Origin of the sequence: Luteitalea sp., assembly GCF_022842525.1 — a bacterium.
Classification (GTDB): Bacteria; Acidobacteriota; Vicinamibacteria; order Vicinamibacterales; family Vicinamibacteraceae; genus Luteitalea.
This window is the reverse complement of sequence record NZ_JALHPM010000006.1, coordinates 40047-57207: the sequence shown is the minus strand read 5'-3', so window position 1 is coordinate 57207 and position 17161 is coordinate 40047. Positions and strand designations below refer to the sequence as shown.

The 17161-nt window shown below is 70.8% G+C and carries 15 protein-coding genes and 1 tRNA gene; 9 read left to right on the top strand and 7 right to left on the bottom strand.

The annotated features are described in order from the left end of the window. Positions 1–62: 62 nt before the first annotated feature. From Q0C41_RS02595 to Q0C41_RS02580, 4 genes are all read left to right on the top strand, one after another. The gene (locus Q0C41_RS02595) at positions 63–1463 is read left to right on the top strand and encodes a hypothetical protein (protein WP_291980887.1); all 1401 of its coding nucleotides are present in this window, start codon (positions 63–65) and stop codon (positions 1461–1463) included. Between the two features lie 4 nt (positions 1464–1467). Further along, a complete protein-coding gene (locus tag Q0C41_RS02590; protein WP_291980886.1) occupies positions 1468–2871 on the top strand; it encodes a GMC oxidoreductase in 1404 nt (467 codons plus the stop codon). Then, entirely contained in the window at positions 2871–3152 is a 282-nt protein-coding gene (locus tag Q0C41_RS02585) for a hypothetical protein (RefSeq protein WP_291980885.1), read from the top strand. The genes Q0C41_RS02590 and Q0C41_RS02585 overlap by 1 nt, the downstream gene beginning before the upstream one ends. A gap of 79 nt (positions 3153–3231) precedes the next feature. Continuing rightward, positions 3232–3573 carry a hypothetical protein gene (locus Q0C41_RS02580; RefSeq protein WP_291980884.1) on the top strand — a complete coding sequence of 114 codons (342 nt, stop codon included), beginning with the start codon at positions 3232–3234 and terminating at the stop codon, positions 3571–3573. A 9-nt stretch (positions 3574–3582) separates the two neighbouring features. Here Q0C41_RS02580 and Q0C41_RS02575 read toward each other — a convergent pair whose 3' ends face one another. From Q0C41_RS02575 to Q0C41_RS02560, 4 genes are all read right to left on the bottom strand, one after another. Next, positions 3583–4374 carry an SDR family oxidoreductase gene (locus Q0C41_RS02575; protein WP_291980883.1) on the bottom strand — a complete coding sequence of 264 codons (792 nt, stop codon included), beginning with the start codon at positions 4372–4374 and terminating at the stop codon, positions 3583–3585. A 4-nt stretch (positions 4375–4378) separates the two neighbouring features. Continuing rightward, positions 4379–5689: a Gfo/Idh/MocA family oxidoreductase gene (locus Q0C41_RS02570; RefSeq protein WP_291980882.1), complete on the bottom strand. Its 1311-nt coding sequence runs from the start codon at positions 5687–5689 to the stop codon at positions 4379–4381. Positions 5690–5776: 87 nt separating this feature from the next. After that, complete coding sequence (locus Q0C41_RS02565; RefSeq protein ID WP_291980881.1) at positions 5777–7228, bottom strand: Gfo/Idh/MocA family oxidoreductase; 1452 nt, start codon at positions 7226–7228, stop codon at positions 5777–5779. A gap of 130 nt (positions 7229–7358) precedes the next feature. Next, positions 7359–8144 carry a TIGR00730 family Rossman fold protein gene (locus Q0C41_RS02560; RefSeq protein ID WP_291980880.1) on the bottom strand — a complete coding sequence of 262 codons (786 nt, stop codon included), beginning with the start codon at positions 8142–8144 and terminating at the stop codon, positions 7359–7361. A gap of 108 nt (positions 8145–8252) precedes the next feature. Here Q0C41_RS02560 and Q0C41_RS02555 point away from each other — a divergent pair, with 108 nt between their 5' ends. From Q0C41_RS02555 to Q0C41_RS02540, 4 genes are read left to right on the top strand one after another with little or no spacing between them, the layout of a single operon-like run. Beyond that, positions 8253–8555: a hypothetical protein gene (locus tag Q0C41_RS02555; protein WP_291980879.1), complete on the top strand. Its 303-nt coding sequence runs from the start codon at positions 8253–8255 to the stop codon at positions 8553–8555. A gap of 37 nt (positions 8556–8592) precedes the next feature. Further along, the gene (locus Q0C41_RS02550; protein ID WP_291980878.1) at positions 8593–11172 is read left to right on the top strand and encodes a sodium/solute symporter; all 2580 of its coding nucleotides are present in this window, start codon (positions 8593–8595) and stop codon (positions 11170–11172) included. Beyond that, entirely contained in the window at positions 11145–12314 is a 1170-nt protein-coding gene (locus Q0C41_RS02545; RefSeq protein WP_291980877.1) for a sialidase family protein, read from the top strand. The genes Q0C41_RS02550 and Q0C41_RS02545 overlap by 28 nt, the downstream gene beginning before the upstream one ends. Positions 12315–12326: 12 nt before the next feature. Beyond that, entirely contained in the window at positions 12327–13226 is a 900-nt protein-coding gene (locus Q0C41_RS02540; protein ID WP_291980876.1) for a dihydrodipicolinate synthase family protein, read from the top strand. Positions 13227–13256: 30 nt separating this feature from the next. Here the strand turns inward: Q0C41_RS02540 and Q0C41_RS02535 are convergent, their stop codons facing one another. The 3 genes from Q0C41_RS02535 to Q0C41_RS02525 all read right to left on the bottom strand — a co-directional run bounded on the left by Q0C41_RS02535 (position 13257) and on the right by Q0C41_RS02525 (position 16315). Beyond that, positions 13257–15341 carry an ATP-binding protein gene (locus Q0C41_RS02535; protein ID WP_291980875.1) on the bottom strand — a complete coding sequence of 695 codons (2085 nt, stop codon included), beginning with the start codon at positions 15339–15341 and terminating at the stop codon, positions 13257–13259. Positions 15342–15422: 81 nt separating this feature from the next. Continuing rightward, positions 15423–15498 (bottom strand) — tRNA-Thr (locus Q0C41_RS02530). A 61-nt stretch (positions 15499–15559) separates the two neighbouring features. Further along, positions 15560–16315: an arginyltransferase gene (locus tag Q0C41_RS02525; RefSeq protein ID WP_291980874.1), complete on the bottom strand. Its 756-nt coding sequence runs from the start codon at positions 16313–16315 to the stop codon at positions 15560–15562. A 92-nt stretch (positions 16316–16407) separates the two neighbouring features. On the opposite strand from Q0C41_RS02525, the gene Q0C41_RS02520 reads away from it, so the two are divergent. Next, positions 16408–17097 carry a DUF1080 domain-containing protein gene (locus Q0C41_RS02520; protein WP_291980873.1) on the top strand — a complete coding sequence of 230 codons (690 nt, stop codon included), beginning with the start codon at positions 16408–16410 and terminating at the stop codon, positions 17095–17097. Positions 17098–17161: the final 64 nt, after the last annotated feature.

Genomic DNA, 17161 nt, shown 5'->3' with positions numbered 1-17161 from the left:
CGAGCCGGCGTCCGATCCGCGGCCACCGTTCGTTGTGTGAAGGCAGGTGGTTCGCTGAGGGCATGACGCAGCAGACGGCAACAGGCCTCCGAGGCACAGAGGCACCGCGCACGGCGCTCACGACGGCGCTGCGTCTTCCGGAGGCGTCGGTCTCGTCCGTATCGCTGGCCGCGTACGGCCTGGCGCTGCTCGTCACCGCGCTGCTGACCCATGCACTGGGCGGGGCGCGCCACTGGCCCCTGGACCTGCTGACGGTCGCGTTCGGCCTCGCCAGCGTGCTCGCGATGACCACCGGCCGGCACGCGGTCGATCGCGGGGCGCGCCACTGGGCGTGGTGCCTCACGGTCGTCGGCGTCGGTGCTATCGCCCTGCTCATCGCCGACGCGCTGCCCGCCCGGCCCTACGGCGACGGCGCCATCTTCGCGGCCTTCGTGGCCGAGGGCCGCGCCATGCCACGGTGGCTCATCGGCAGTGCGGCGGCCTCGACCCTGCACGCCGCGATCTGGCAGCATCCGCTCCTGCACGCGTGGCTGCCCGAGACCCTGCGCACCCCGGCGGCCTTCCTCGCCGTGCTCGGCACCAGCACGATGGTGTTCGGTACCTGGGCCCTCTGGCGGCGCTGGCCAGGGCGACTGGCCCTCCTGCTGCCGGCGCTGACGCCGGTGTGGGTGCTGTTCGCGTCGGGGTACGTCGAGTACTACCCGCTCATCGCGACCGCGTTCCTCGGCGCCCTGGCCTGGCTGTTCGACCGCCCGCTCACCGAGCGCCGTGGCACCGCGATTGGCGTGCTCACCGCCGTCCTGGCACTGGCGTACGTGGCATTCGTCCCGGTTGCCCTCCTCGTGCTCGTCACGTTCGCGCTGGCGCGCCGCGACGAGGCCGCGCGTGCCGTGCTCGCGACCGTGGTCACCGGCACCGTCATCGTCGCCACCTGCTGGCCGGAGGGCGTCACGCACTATGTGCGGGCGCTGTACGCCGTCATCAACGTCGGCGAGGCCAACCTGATCCCGCGCTACGCCGGGCAAGTGGCCGGCCCCACGTCGATCTTCTTCGGCGCTCACGCCACGCTCACGTCGACGCATGCGCGCGACGTGGCCTACGCGCTCGTCTGGGGCGGCGGCTGGTGGACCCTGCCGGCCCTGGCGGCCGCGGCGTGGTCGTGGCGGGACACGCCCGATGTCGCGTGGCGGGCCGCCCGCGACCCGCGGGCCTGGCTCGCGGCCGGGCTCCTGGTCTGGCACCTCGCCTATCTCGTGTGCATGGTGCCGCGCCTCGGGCCAGAGGCAGACATCGATCTCTTCTTTCCGACGTACGTGTACGTACCCTTCCTGGCGGGCCTCCTGCTGGATCTCCGGACCGCCACCACCGATCCCTGGCGCGGGCTGGTGGTCGCGGTGGCCTGCGGCGCGCTGGTCCTGACGGTGCCGTGGCTGGCCTGGTTCGGCCTTCCCGCTCTGCCCTGACCGCATGCGACTCACACATCTGGGAGCCGAGGGCCTCGCCCCGTACGACCTCATCATCGTGGGGACCTCGTTCGCCGCGCTGCCCGTGGCCGTGACGCTCGCTTCCAGGGCGCGCATCCTGCTCATCGACGGCGGCGACGTGCTCGAGCGCGACGACGCGACGGCGCAGACGCAGACCGATGACTACGGGCACTTCTCGGACGGGTACTGGGCCGGTCACTGGATCCGGGCCGTTGGCGGCACGTCTCGCCGCTGGTCGGGCGTGGTGGCCGCGCTGGAGGAGGAGGACCTGCAGGCGGGCCGTGGTCGCCCGGGGTGGCCCATCACACGTGCCGAGCTCGCGGATCCGTACACGCGCGCCGCTGCCTGGCTCGGGCGTCCGCGCGCCGTGTGCACACCGGCGCGTCCGTTCGGTGACACGTTGCTGGCCGCTCCGCTCTCGCACGACACTCCACGGCGCCTGCCCGACCTCGCGCTCGACCTGGCGCGAGGCCCGCAGGTCGATTTGCTGGTCGGGCACACGCTGGTCCGGCTGGTCAGCGCCGACCGACGGTTCGTCGAGGGCCTGGTCCTGTGTGGGCGCACCGGCGCACCGCGCCTCTGGCCCCTGACGGCCGGCCAACTGACGGTCCTGGCGTGCGGCGGGCTCGGCAATGCGCAGGTCCTGCTGCAGCCGCTTCCGGACTGCGGCGTGCCCGTCGGCAACGAGTCGGAGCAGGTCGGCCGCTACCTCATGGAGCATCCGCATGTCGCCAGCGCCGACGTCCTGGTGCGGACGGACCGCCTGCCACCACCTCCCGCGGGCTTCGGCCCAGGGATCGCCGCCTTCCGGTTGTCGGCCGCGACGATGACGCGTCACGATCTGCTTGCCTGTTCCCTGGCCGTCCAGGGCCCGATGCCGGCCGCGGCGGACGGGCTCGAGGTGCAGCGCTATTTCGAGCGCGCCTTCGGCGGTGCACTGGCGTGGGCGGCGCTGTTCGCGCGGACGGAACAGGAGCCCGCTGCGACCAACGCCGTGGAGGTGCTGGCCGACCGCACCGCCGCCGGCAGCCACCGCCTCCTGACGCGGTGCGTCTTCTCGGCGCGCGACCTGCGGTCCATCGAGGTCAGCACGCGTCTGGTGGGCGAGGCGCTGGTGCGCGCGCGCGTCGGCGTCGTCCGTCTGCACAACCGGCGGATTTACCGCGAGACCACCGGCGGCGGGCACACGATGGGCACCACGCGGATGGGCGCCACGCCAGGCGACTCGGTGTGCGACGCCAGCCTGCGCGTGCACGGCTATGGCAACCTCTACGTGGCCGGGAGTTCGGTGTTTCCGTCGGTGGGCGCCGCCAACCCGACCCTGACCATCGCGGCGCTGTCGTTCCGACTGGCCGACCACCTGCGCACCCGACTGCGAGCGGCTTGATGGACGCGACGCGACGCCATCTGCTCCGGACCACCCTGTGTGTCGCGGCCGCGACGCGCGTGCGCGCGCAGGCTGCTGCGCCCCCTCCGGCACCAGTCCTCCCGTCGTCGCTCGTTGGCTGCGGCCCTGATGAGGCCTTCGTCGATCATGCGGGCTGGATCATCCCGCGCGAGGACCGGGCCGCCCTGCTGGCCGGTGCGCCGCCGACGCCGGTGGCCCAGGCACGGCCGTCGCGGGTTGAAGCCGACGAGGCCGGCGCCGATTCATCGGGACGCAGGTGACACGCGGCCGGTGACCGCGTCCGCCAGGCTGCGGCGCACGACGTGCCGCGCCAGCCGCCCGAGAGCGGGGAGAGACGACATGCGCGCACGCGTTGCAGCCGGTGTATTGATCCTGGTGGCGTCCGGTGGCTGTGCCACCGTCAAGGACACGCTGAAGACCACGCCCGACACGATCGAGCGGCCGGCCACGGGGCTGCCCGGCACCTTCCTCCGCGCCGACGGCCTGCCGAATCTGGGCACCGTGTGCCTGACCCCGCTGGTGGATCCGCAGGACAAGAGCACGCTGGATCTGGTGCGCACCATCCGCGGCGGTCAGGGCGACTACCGGGTCACGGCCGGCAAGTACGGCGTCGGCGACAACGAGTTGCTGCGAGTGGACTGCACCACGGCCCGGCCGATGGGCGTGGTGCGCGTGCAGTAGCGGCGCGCGCTACGCGCCTGGCGGATCGGGCTGCTGCCAGGCGCTCATCCCGCCGTCCACCAGCAGCATCTGGCCGTGGATGTGCCAGGCCGCGTCGCCGAGCAGGAAGACGGCCGCCTCGCCACAGACGTCGGGCCCCGGCACGGCGCCGTTGGGCGTATGCATCTGCATCCAGGCCATGGCGCCGGGATCGGCGAGAAATCCGTCGGTCAGCGGTGTCCGCACCAGGCCCGGCGCCAGGCCATTGACGCGGATGCCCTTCGGCGCCAGCGCGACGCAGAGGGTCTTCACCATCATCTCGACGGCGCCCTTCGACGTGTCGTACGCCGCGTGGTTCTGCTCGGCGAGCCGGCCGTTGATCGACCCCGTGAACAGCACGCGCCCCTGCGTGCCGCGGGCGACCCAGTCGCGCGCGAACTGCTGGGTCAGGAAGAACGGGGCCTGCACGTTGAGCCGCATCGTGCGTTCGAACACGTCCGGCGTGACGTCGAGGAAGTGCGACGTCTCCAGATACGCCCCGGCGTTGTTGACGAGCAGGTCCACCCCGGGCATCAGCGCGCCGACGTCGCGAAACAGCCGCTCGGCGGCCTCGACCGGTCTCGACGACAGATCGCCCTCGACCAGGGCGACCTGCCCCCCCGCCGCGGCGCACTGCGCCCGCGTCTGTTCCGCCTGCGCGTCGATGCGCAGGCCGTGGACGACGAGGTCGGCCCCCGCGCGCGCGATGGCGACGGCGATCGCGCGTCCGACGCCCTGCGTCGCGCCCGTGACCAGGGCGCGACGGCCCTTCAGCGACGCCATGGGGTCAGTACTCCCGCTCCGTGACGAGGCCGGGGTTGGGCACCGGATAGCGCCCGTCGGGCCCCGCGAGCAGCGGCGCCGGGCCCTCGGCGGTCAGCGCATCGACACCCGGCGCGAACTCGTGGGAACTGTTCAGGATTTCGTCGTAGGTCACGATGCGCCCCGTGTGGGCCGCCATCCGGCCCATGCTCGTGATCAGGCTGACCTGGGCGCCGCGCCGCACCTCGTTCCACGGACGGTCGTTGCGGATGGCGTCGATCAGGTAGACCCACTCGACGCGGTACGGGCTGCGCTCCTCGGGCGGATAGGCCCAGGCGAGACGGGTGTCGTCCATGACCTGCCCGTCGTAGATGCGGCAGCGAGCCGGCGTGTGACGGTTGGTCGAAATCACCGCGAGCCCCTTCGTGCCGTGCGCATACGAGGCGAACTCCCCGTACGCGTTCTCGAGATTGCGGCCATCGAAGTGCAGCCTGGTGCCGTCCGGGAAGGTGTACTCGACCGAGTAGACGTCGAGGTTCTGATCGACGTGGTCCCCACGATAGTGCCGGGCGCCGACGGCGTGGGCCTTGACCGGCCACGCGTCCTTGATCATGCAGCACTCGTCGATGTTGTGGATGTTGTAGTCCGAAAAGACGCCCCCGGAGGCCCACAGGAAGGCGTGGAAGCGCCGCAACTGGAACATCACCTCCGGCATCGTCGGGTCGGGCTTGACGAAGACGTTGCCGCCGGGGCGCTGCATCCGGTAGGCGCGCATCGAGACGATCTCGCCGATCTGGCCGTCTCGCACGCGGCGCTGCAGTTCGCGCCGCGCATCGCAGTGACGGCACATCAGGCCGACGCCGACCTTGAGGTTCTTCTTCACCGAGGCATCGGCCAGGGCGAACATCCGGCGCGTCGTCGGCCCGTCCACCGTGACGGGCTTCTCCATGAAGACGTTGAGCCCCTTGCTGATCGCGTACTCGAAGTGCACCCAGCGGAAGGCCGGCGGCGTGGCGAAGATGGCGATGTCACCGGGACGCAGGCAGTCCATCGCCTTCTTGTAGCCGTCGAAGCCGAGGAAGCGCTGGTCCTCGGGCACCGCGATCGCGCCGGGGAACTTGCCGGACAGCGCGGCGTGACTCGACGCGAGACGGTTGGGAAAGATGTCGGCCATCGCCACGAGCGTCAGCGGCCCGTTCTCGGGGGACGAGAGCGCATCGACCACGGCGCCGGACCCGCGTCCGCCGCAGCCGATGAGGGCGATCTGGATGGTGTTGCCCTGCGCCCCGTGGACCCCGGGGGCATTCAGCGATGTCAGGGCGGACGGTTGCGTCACGGAGCACCTCGCGGAGTGGAAGTCACGGGAAGCATATCCCCGCTCGGGGCCTCCCGTGACGCCTCATCTCCGCGAGGCCGTGGCTCGTCAGTCCTGCTGGGCGGCAGCGGCGGTGGCCGGTGCCGGCGGGACGCCGTACTCGCGATCGGTCACGATGCCGGGCATGGGCACCGGGTAGCGGCCGTCCGGACCCGCGAGCACCGGCGCGGGGCCGTCCATCGTCAGCTTGTCGACGTCGGGGGCGAACTCGTGCGGGCTGTTGAGCATCTCGTCGTACGTCACGACGCGCCCCGTGTGCGCCGCCATGCGGCCCATGCTGGTGACGAGGCTGGCCTCGACGCCGCGTCGCACCTCGTTGTAGGGCCGGTCGTTGCGGATGGCCTCGATGAGGTTGATCCACTCGACGCGGTAGGGGTTGCGCTCGTTCTCCGGGTACGCCCACGCCAGGTTGGCCGGGTCGGGGTTGTGCCCGTTGTAGATGCGGCTGCGCGCCGGCGTGTGATCCTTCGCCGAGATGATGGCGAGCCCCTTCGTGCCGTGCGCGTAGGAGGCGAACTCGGCCCACGCGCCCGTCATCGTCCGGCCATCGAGATGCAGCTTCGTGCCGTCGGGGAAGGTGTACTCGACCGAGTAGGTGTCGAAGTTCTGATCCACGTAGTCGTCACGGTAGTGACGCCCGCCGACCGCCTGCGCCTTGACCGGCCAGGCCTGCTTCATCATGCAGGTCTCGTCGATGTTGTGGATGTAGAAGTCCGAGAACATGCCGCCCGAGGCCCACAGGAAGCCGTGGAACCGGCGCAACTGGTACATCACCTCGGTCATCGGCTGCGTGGCGTCGCCCACCACCTGCGGGGTGATGCCGCTCTTCACCTGCTTCTTGGTGAAGGCCGAGCCGCCGGGGCCGTGCATGCGGTAGGCGCGCATCGAGATGATCTCGCCGATCTGGCCGTCCTTGATGCGGCGGAGCAGCTCGTTGCGGGCATCGCAGTGGCGGCACATCAGGCCGACGCCGACCTTCAGGTTCTTCTTCACCGACTCGGCGCCCAGCTCGAACATCTTCTTCGACGTCGGGCCGTCCACCGTGACCGGCTTCTCCATGAAGACGTTCAGGCCCTTCTTGATCGCGTACTCGAAGTGCACCCAGCGGAACGCCGGCGGCGTGGCCAGGATGACGACGTCGCCCGGCTTGAGGACGTCCATCGCCTTCTGGTAGCCGTCGAAGCCGAGGAAGCGGTGCTCGTCCTTGACCGCCATGCCCTCGCCGAGGCGGTTCGCCAGGGACTTGTAGCTGCGCGTCAGCTTGTCCTCGAAGATGTCGGCCATCGCCACCAGCTTCAGCGGGCCGTTCTTGGTGGCGAACGCATCCACCACCGCACCGGTGCCGCGTCCGCCGGCGCCGACCAGTGCGAACTGGATGGTGTCGCCGACGGCGCCGTGCACCGCCGGCGCGTTCAACGTGGCCAGGGTCGACGCCGCGGCCACCTGGCCGAGACGCTGCGCGAAGCCGCGCCGTGAAAGTCCGGGTTGTTCGCCACTCATGGTCGTGTGTCCTCCAGGGGCCGTCGGGCACTCGCCCTGGCCAATGCGCTATCGCTCAAGCATATGCCCGATCGGCCGATGGCGCAGCGGCGGGTACCCGCCGCAGGACCTCTCTGACAGGCGCGTCCCGTCAGGGGCGACCGCGCTCGCCGAGGACCGCCCACGGGTGCGGCGATTGCCGGGGCTTCAGTCCGAAGGGCGTGATGGCGCGCGTCCGCACGTGCGCCATCGCCTCCTCGACATCGTCGGTGACGAGCAGCAGGTCGAGATCGCCCGCACCGATGGTGTTGGCGCTGACCATCTCGTGGAGCTGCTGCATCAGCGGCGCCCAGTAGGCTCGGCCCATCAGCACCACCGGGAAGGACTGGACCTTGCCGGTCTGAATCAGCGTGAGGACCTCGAACAGCTCGTCGAGGGTGCCGAGGCCGCCGGGCAGCGCCACGAAGGCATACGAGTACTTGAGCAGCAGCACCTTCCGCACGAAGAAGTACTCGCACGTCAACCAGCGGTCGAGATACGGGTTGGGCGCCTGCTCGAACGGCAGGCGGATGTTGCAGCCCACCGACCAGCCGCCGGCCTCCTTCGCGCCGCGGTTGGCGCCTTCCATGACGCCGGGGCCGCCTCCGGTCATCACCGTGAAGCCGAGCTGGCTCAGGCCGGCACCGACCTGACGGGCGAGCGCGTAGTAGGGGTGGGTCTCGTCGAAGCGCGCCGACCCGAACACCGTGACGCAGGGGCCGGCGAAGTGCAGCGTGCGGAAGCCCCGGATGAAGTCGCGCAGCGACGTCAGGACGAGCCGCAACTCGGTGGCGCGCGAGTGCGGACCTTCGAGCAGGATGCGGTCGGCGCCCCGGCTCGGCGGGGCGGGTTGCTGCGCGGCAGGGGGCGGCGGGAGTTCCATGGTCGGGGTACCCATGCCTCCAGTGTCGCGCAAGCCGTCGCGGCATGCATGAGTCGCCGATTCCCGACACCCACATGCGCACATGCGACGTCGCGTCGGGACGCGATGCCGTAGGATGACCTCATGACCACCGATGGGGCGCCGAAGAGCCGGCTCGAACTCGTGATGGAGAAGTTGCGGCAACAGGACGAGGCGCAGGGCATCACGCAGGTGACCCTGACCGACGCCCAGCGCGAGGCCATCGCCACGGCGAAGAAGGGCTACGAGGCCAGGGTGGCGCAGCGCCGAATCATGCACCAGACGGCGATGATGTCCACCTTCGACCCCGGTGCCGCGCTCGAACGCGAGGAGGAACTGCGGCGCGACCTCGCGCGCTTCGAGCGCGAGCACGAGGAGGTCCTCGCCGCCATCCGGCGCGGCGAGTGAACACGCGCGCGTCCTGTTGAGATAGCATCCGCCACACATGGCGGTCCTCACGACCCGGGCGTGCGCCGCAGCCGCGCTGATCGCGCTGCTCGCCGCTGCGGGGACGGCGCCCGTGCGCGCGCAGACGCCGTCGGTCGCGACGCTGACCTGGGCTGCCGGCCCCCCGCTGCCGGCACCCCGCAGCGGACAGATCGCCGGTCTCGTCGGCGACGCCCTCATCGTCCTCGGTGGCACCGACTTCCCGATCAGCCTGTTCGACGGCGGTCCCAAGACCTGGTACGCCGATGGCGTCGTGCTCGAACGCGGTGCGACGACCTGGGCGCCAGCACCGGCCGGTCTGCTCCGGCGGCCCCTGGCCTACGCCGCGGTCGCTGCGGACGGCGATCGTCTTGTGGTCGTCGGCGGGTCCGACGGCGCGGCCCACACGGCTGACGCCTTCATCCTCGTGCGGCGCGCGGGACGTGTCGTGCGCGAGGACCTGCCAGCGCTACCCGTGCCCCTGGCGATGGGCGCAGGCGCCGTGCTCGGCCGGACGATGGTGGTCGTGGGTGGCCAGACCTCGCCCGTGGCCACGGCGGCGTCGACGACTCTCTGGACACTCGACCTCGATCGCCCCTCCCTCGGGTGGCGTGAGGCCGATCCGCTGCCGGCGCCCGCCCGGATTCTTCCTGTGGTCGTGGCGCAGGCCGGTGCGCTCCATGTCGTGAGCGGGGCGTCCCTGGCCGCGGGGGGCGACGGCGTGGCCCGGCGGACCTACCTCACCGATGCGTGGGCCTGGCGTCCCGGCGCCGGGTGGCGCGCGCTGGCTCCGGTGCCGCGTCCGGTCGTGGCCGCGCCGGCCGTGCCCTGGGGACAATCGCACCTCCTCGTGCTCGGTGGCGACGAAGGGGCGCTGGCCGATCAGGTGCAGACCCTGCGCGACCGGCATCCCGGCTTCAGTCGCCGCGTGCTGGCCTACCACGCGGTCACCGACACATGGGTCCCCATGGGCGACCTGCCAGCGGGTCTCGTGACGACGACAGCGGTGCGGGATGGTGAGACGGTGATCGTGCCGGGCGGCGAAGACCGGCCGGGCCATCGATCGACCACCGTCCTGCGCGGTCGGCTCGACGTCACCGCGCGCACCTTCGGGGCCGTGGACTACGCGGTGGTGGCCGCCTACCTGTTGCCCCTGGTGTGGATCGGGAAGCGGTTCTCGCGCAGCGACGACACGCGCGAGGACTTCTTCCTCGGCGGTCGACGGGTGCCCTGGTGGGCGGCCGGCCTGTCGATCTACGCCACGCAATTGAGCGCCATCACGTTCCTGGCGATTCCGGCCAAGGCCTACGCCGAGGACTGGACGTACCTGCCCGGCAACCTCACGCTCATCCTCGTCGCGCCCATCGTCACGGCGTTCTACCTGCCGCGCTTCCGCCGGCTGCGCGTGACCACCGCCTACGAGTATCTCGAGCACCGCTTCAACCTCGCGGTCCGGTTGCTTTGCAGCGGGGCCTTCGTCGCGCTGCAATGGGCGCGCATGGCCATCGTGCTCTATCTGCCAGCGCTCGCTCTGGCCGCCGTGACGGGCATCGACATCCGCCTGTCCATCCTGGTGATGGGCGTCCTCTGCACCGTGTACACGCTGCACGGCGGGATGAACGCCGTCATCTGGACCGACGTCGTGCAGTCGGTCGTGCTCGGGGGCGCCGTCCTGCTCAGCCTCGTGCTGATCGTGCTGGGCACTGGGGGAAGTGCGGCGGAGGTCGTCCGGACCGGGTACGACGCCGGCAAGTTCCGCATGGCCATCTGGACGCCCGACGCCACCATCGCCTCCGTGTGGGTCGTCGTCTTCGGCAATCTCATCTCGCACCTGGTGCCCTACACGGCCGATCAGGCCGTCGTGCAGCGCTACTTCACGACCCGTGACGAGACGCAGGCCTCGCGCGCCGTGTGGCTCGGCGCCATCCTGGCGGTGCCGAGTTCGGTGGTCTTCTTCGCGGTCGGCACGGCCCTGTTCGCGTTCTACCGTGCCCATCCGCAGTTGCTGAACCCCGCGAGCCCGACCGACGCGACGTTCGCGTGGTTCATCGCGCAGCAGATGCCGGTCGGTGTCTCGGGCCTGGTCGTGTCCGGTGTCTTCGCCGCAGCGATGTCGACGCTGAGCGGGAGCATCAACAGCATCGTCACGGCGGTGATCACCGACTTCACGGCGCGGCTCGGCCCGCCACGGCCCGAGGCCGCCCAGATGCGTCTGGCGCGGGTCCTGACGCTGGTGATCGGTCTGGCCGGGACGGCCAGCGCCCTCGTCCTGGCGACGTGGAACGTCCGTTCCCTCTGGGACGTGTTCCTGCAGGCGCTCGGGCTGTTCGGCGGGGGACTGGCCGGCATCTTCGCGCTCGGCATCTTCACGCGGCGCGCCCATGGCACCGGGGCCCTGGTCGGCTTCGCGGCGAGCGCGGCGGTGCTGGCGATCGTGCAGCAGCGCACCCCCGTGCACTTCCTGCTCTACGCCGGCATCGGCATCCTCAGTGCCTTCGTGATCGGCTACCTGGCCAGCCTGGTGCTGCCCGCCCGAGTTGGGCGCGACGTCAACGATGGAGGACTCGTCTCATGCAGCGACGCATCGGACCCACGCTGATCGCGGCGTGTCTCATCCTGGTGTCCGGCCGCGAGCCGGCCCTCGCCCAGTCGGCGCCAGCCTCCGCCACACGTGAGGGCGACCCCGAGCAGATCGAGGTGTTCCGGAGCGGTGAAGGCGGGTACCACACGTATCGCATTCCCGCCGTCATCCTGACGCCGCGCGGGCACCTCGTGGCGTTCGCCGAGGCGCGCCGCGCCGGCCAGGGGGACTCCGGGGACATCGATCTCGTGTCGCGCCGCAGCGAAGACGGCGGCCGCACGTGGTCGTCCGTCGCGCTGGTCGGCGACAACGGTGCGAACACCTTCGGCAATCCGTGCCCCGTCGTGGACCGGTCCACGGGCACCATCTGGCTGCTGACCACCCACAACCCCGGGGACGCTCCGGAGCGCGACATTCTCGCTGGCACCGCGCGGGGCACGCGCACGGTCTGGGTGCTGAAGAGCATCGACGACGGCCGGACCTGGAGCACGCCGGTCGAGATCACGGCGAGCGTGAAGCGGCCCGACTGGACCTGGTATGCCACGGGCCCCGGCATCGGGGTCCAGTTGCGCAGCGGCCGCCTGGTGATCCCGGCCAACCACGCCATCGCCGGCACGCAGGTGCACCGCGCGCATCTGTTCTACAGCGACGACCACGGCGGCACCTGGCAGATCGGCGCGGTCTCGGTCGACGGCACCAACGAGAGTCAGGTGGTCGAACTGGCCGACGGGGGCGTGCTGCTCAACAGCCGCAACCATCCGCCGCGCGCCGCCAACTTCCGGATGGTGTCCACCAGTCGCGATGGCGGGCTCAGCCTCTCGTCCGCCGCGCCCGACCCCGCGCTTCCCGAGCCCCCTGCGCAGGCGAGCCTCATCCGCCATCCCGGCGGGACGGCGTCGTCTGGCGTCGGGGGATTGCTGTTCTCGAACCCGAGCGGGCCGCAGCGCTCCCGGATGACGGTGCGCGTCAGCCAGGACGAGGGGCGCACCTGGCCGATCCTGCGCGTGTTGCACGAGGGGCCCGCCGCCTACTCGTGTCTGGTCGTGCTGCCCGATGGCACGATCGGCGTGCTCTACGAACGCGGGGACCGCACGGCGTACGAGCGCATCACGTTCGCCCGCGTCGGCCCCGGATGGCTCACCGGCGGCACCCAGAGGTAGAAGGGATCATCGATGGAATCGCTGAAGGGCATCCTGCCCGCACTGATCACGCCGTTCGACGACGAGGGGCGGGTGTCGCGCCGTGGTCTCGAGGCATTGCTGCCGCGCCTGTTCGAGGCTGGTGTCCACGGCACGTACATCTGTGGCACGACCGGCGAGGGCCTGCTGATGCCGGTCGCGATGCGCTGCGAGGTGGCCGAGATCGCCGTTGCCCTCACACCGAAGGGACACTCTGCCATCGTGCACGTCGGCGCCTCGTCGTTCGAGGACGCGCGCGACCTCGCACGACACGCGTCGCGCATCGGCGCCACGGCGATCAGCAGTCTGCCGCCGTCCGGGCCGGGCTTCGGCTTCTCGGAGGCACGCCGCTACTACGCGGCGCTGGCGGCAGCCAGCGACCTGCCGCTGGTCGTCTACTACTTCCCCGAGGTGTACCCGTCGATTCGCACGCTCGACCAGCTCGAGGAGGTGTGTGCGCTGTCCAACGTCGTCGGCGTCAAGTTCACCGACTTCGACCTGTCGGTGATGAGCGCCGTGGCCAAGCCGGGCCGCGTGGTGTTCAACGGGCGCGACGAGGTGCTCGCCGCCGGCCTGCTGATGGGGGCGCACGGGGGCATCGGATCGTTCTACAACCTCGTGCCCGAACAGTTCGTCGACATCGATGCGCTGGCCCGGGCCGGGCGCTGGTCCGAGGTGCGCATGCGGCAGGATGCCGTCAATGCCCTGATCACCGCGGTGCTGCGCTTTCCGCTGTTCCCGGCGATCAAGCAGATGCTGACCTGGTCGGGCATCGCCTGCGGCGGCTGTCTCGTGCCGCGGTCGGGGCTGTCGGTGGAGCAGCAGGATGCCCTGCGCAAGGCACTGGCGGCGCCGGCCGTGCGGGCCGTGCTCCCCGAGGCGTGGCGTGTCTGAGGGCGGCGTCGTTCGCGGCGCGGCGACGCGTCAGGCCGTCGGCGCGTCGTCGCGGCGGCCGATGCGACCGGCCAGGCTGGCGACCGTGGCCACGAGTTCGACGGGGCGTACCGGCTTGGTCAGGTGCCTCTGGTAGCCGGCCAGCAGCGCGCGAGCGCGGTCTTCGGCCCTGGCAAAGGCGGTCAGGGCGACGGCAGGGATGTGGCCGCCCTCCTCGGGTCCCAATGACCGCACCTGGCGAATCAGTTCGTAGCCATCGGCGACGGGCATGCCGATGTCGGCCACCAGGACATGCGGACGCTCCGTTCGGCACAGATGCAGCGCCTCGTCGGCTGACGAGGCCGTCAGCACGCGTGCGTCGAGGTCTTCGAGCAGACGCCTGATCACCGCGAGCGCATCGGGTTCATCGTCCACGGCGAGTACCGTCACGGCAGAGAGGTCGATGTCGGGCGGAGCCTGCAGGGGCACGGGGTGCGTGCCCAGGGCGGGCGTGTCCGGTGTGCGGGCCTCGAGCACCGCCGCCTGCCGCGGCAACTCCACCACGAACGCCGAGCCGCGATCGGGCCCGTCGCTCGTGACGGAGACGCGGCCCCCATGCAACTCGACGATCTGTTTGGCGATGGCCAGGCCGAGGCCGAGCCCCCCGTGCGCGCGCGTGGTCGAGGCATCGGCCTGACGGAAGCGCTCGAAGACGTGCGGCAGGAACTCGGCCGCAATGCCCTGCCCGGTGTCGGCGACGGTCAACGTCACGTGCGCGTCGGTGCTGACCAGCGTCACGCGGATCGTCCCGCCTCTGGCGGTGAACTTCACGGCGTTACTGAGCAGGTTCCACGCGACCTGTGGCAGGCGCATTGCATCGCCCCGCACCTCGGCGCCGTCCTCGCCCAGATCGACGTCGAGCACCAGTCCCTTGGCCTCGGCGGCGGGGCGGGCCGTCTCGATGGCGGCAAGCACGATCGGCTTCACGTCGACGGTCGCCACGTCGAGATGGATCGTGCCGCTGACGATGCGGCTCATGTCGAGCAGGTCCTCGATGAGTCGCGACTGCGCGAGCGCATTGCGCTCGATGGCGCCGAGGCCCTGGCTGATCGTCGAGGTGTCGGCCGCGCCGCGGGTGAGGATCTGCGCCCAGCCCAGCATGGCGTTGAGCGGCGTGCGCAGTTCGTGGCTGATCGTCGCGAGGAACTCGTCCTTCAGGCGACTGGCGCGTTCGGCGTCGGCGCGGGCGGCGCGCTCGCGCTCCAGCAACTCGGCGCGTTCGACCTCGGCGGCCTTGCGGGCGGTGATGTTCTTGAAGAAGATCGCCACCTGTCGCTCGTCGGCGGCACCGAACCGGAACGCATACACGTCGAACCAGCGCTCCATGGCGGCCGCGTGATTCTCGAAGCGGACCGGCTCGCCCGTCAGGCCCACCTGTCCATAGGTCCGGACCCACCAGCGGTCGAGTCCGGGCACGAGGTCGAGCGCCGTCCGTCCGCGAGCGTTGCGCAAGCCGGTGGCACCGTCGAAGGCCGGGTTGGTCTCCACGAACCGGTAGTCGGAGGGGGCTCCGTCGGCGTCCACCAGGATCTCGACGATGCAGAAGCCGTCCTCGATGGACTCGAAGAGCGTGCGATAGCGGGCCTCGCTGTCGCGCAGCGCGGCCTCCGCCTGGCGCTGCTCCGAGACGTCACGGAGGATGCCGCTGCGGAAGATCGGGCGCCCCTGCGCGTCGGCTTCGACGGCGTAGTGGTCGGCGATCCAGCGGTACTCGCCGGTGTTGGCCCGGAAGCGGTACTCGGTGCGACCGGCGCCCGCCCGGGGGCCGGCCTCGACGATGGTGACGGCCTGGGCGCGGTCGTCCGGGTGAAGACGATCGAGGAAGGCACGGACCGGCATCACCCGCAGCTGATCGGCGGTGACGCTCATCACCCGATCGACGGCAGGACTCAGGTAGTCGTAGGTGTCGGTGCGCAGGTCGCGACGGTAGGCCGCGTCCATCGAGTGCGCCAGCAGGCGGTGCAGGGCGGCGTCGTCGCTGCTCGCACGCAGGCGACGTCGGGTCAGCCACCAGGCGAGTGCGGCGCCGATGGTCGCCGAGAGCGGCAGCAGCGCGGCCCAGACTGGGGCTGGCATGGATATCGGCACTCTATCAGGGAACGCCGGCCAGGCCTCGGATCCTGCGGGCGGACGGGGGGATGCGGTGGGGGAGGAAACTGGAGCCGACGACCGGACTTGAACCGGTGACCTGCTGATTACGAATCAGCTGCTCTACCAACTGAGCTACGTCGGCGTGGGGTACTGGACCGGCGGGCGCCGGTGAACAACCGTGGAAGTGTACCACAGCCTCCTCCTCACCCGAGAGGTCCTCCTGCGACTGGCGCCGCCGTCCCCGCCGACCGGTCGAAACGCACCCACTCGCCCTCGATCCGGCGTTCGTGCGGGCGGAAGGTCGCCTTGTAGGAGAGGTGAGCCGAGTTGGCGACGTAGAGGCCCAGGTAGAGGTAGGGCAGGGTGTTGGCGACGCAATGCTGCCACTGCTTCAGGATGGTGTAGGTGCCCGGGCTGAAGCGCGAGTACGCCGGATCGAAGCAGCAGTAGACGGCCGAGAGCGAGCGGTCACCGCGGTCCGCGACCGCCACCGAGACCAGCCGCTCGCCGTCCCACAGGGTGAACTCGACGCTTTCGCAGCAGGTCTCGACCAGGAACGCGGCGTAGGTCTCGACGTCGGTCGTCTCCTCGTGGTCGTCGGAGGTCACCAGCCCGCGCCCCCACTTGTGGCGGGCGTACAACGCGGCGCGCGCCTCGTCGGCGACGGGGCGTCCGACCTCGAGACGGAAGCGGGCGTCGCCGGCACGCAGGGTGCGGCGATGGGTTGCCGACGGTGTGAACTCGGTCACCGGAATCCGGATCGGCTCGCACGCCTGGCAGGCCGGACAACTCGGGCGATACAGGAAGACGCCCTGACGACGGTCGCCGGCGGCGAGTGCGGCGTCCACCTCCGGGCGGGTGAGCGGACGCGCAGGGACGCGCAGCGGCAGTCGCGCGACATGGCCGGCGAGGTACGGACACCGGTCCAACTCGTCGTACACGATGAAGGTGGCGACCACTGTTGGTATGGTACGCCACGCCCCGGGGGGCTGCGGAGGGGGGCGTGGCGCCTCCGGTGGCGTCGGCCCGACGCTGCGATATAGTCGCGGCCATGCGTCTCTTCCACCCTCTCTCGCTCGCCCTGCTGTTCGTCACCGTCCCCGTGGTCTCTGCACTGGCGCAGGCGCCGCCCGCCCCGGCCGCGGCCCAGACGCCGCGCACGCCCCGCCCCAAGCTGCCGGGAGAACAGTGGGAGCAGATCTTCAACGGCAAGGACCTGACCGGCTGGCAGAAGATCGGCGAAGAGCAGTGGAACGTCGAGCCCGGCGGCATCCTGCACGGCGTGGCCGTGACCAAGGCCTACGGCTACCTCAAGACCGAGAAGAACTACAAGGACTTCCAGCTCTCGATGCACTTCAAGTGTGATGGCGACGGCAACAGCGGCGTCTTCTTCCACTCCGAGTTCAAGCCCGGCACGCCGAACATCACGCAGGGGCTCCAGTTCGAGATCGACTGCCAGGCGATGCACCACACGGGCGGCCTGTACGGTGACGGGCGCAACTGGATCGTGTGGCCCAAGCCCGAAGACGAGATGGTCGTCCGGCGCGGCGAGTGGAACGAGTACGTGCTGACCGTCGTCGGCAACCACTACATCTCGCGGCTCAACGGCGTGGTGCTCGTGGACTTCGTGGACCCGCAGCCCAAGTCGTTCGACGGCGGCATCGCCCTGCAGTTGCACTCGGGCGGCACCGGGGACATGAAGTTCCGCGAGATCTGGATTCGCGACCTGACGCAGCGCTAGGCCTCGAGGCGCACCGGCCGCCGGACTGAAGTCCGGCGGCTACTACCCTCGGCGGAGCCGGCGG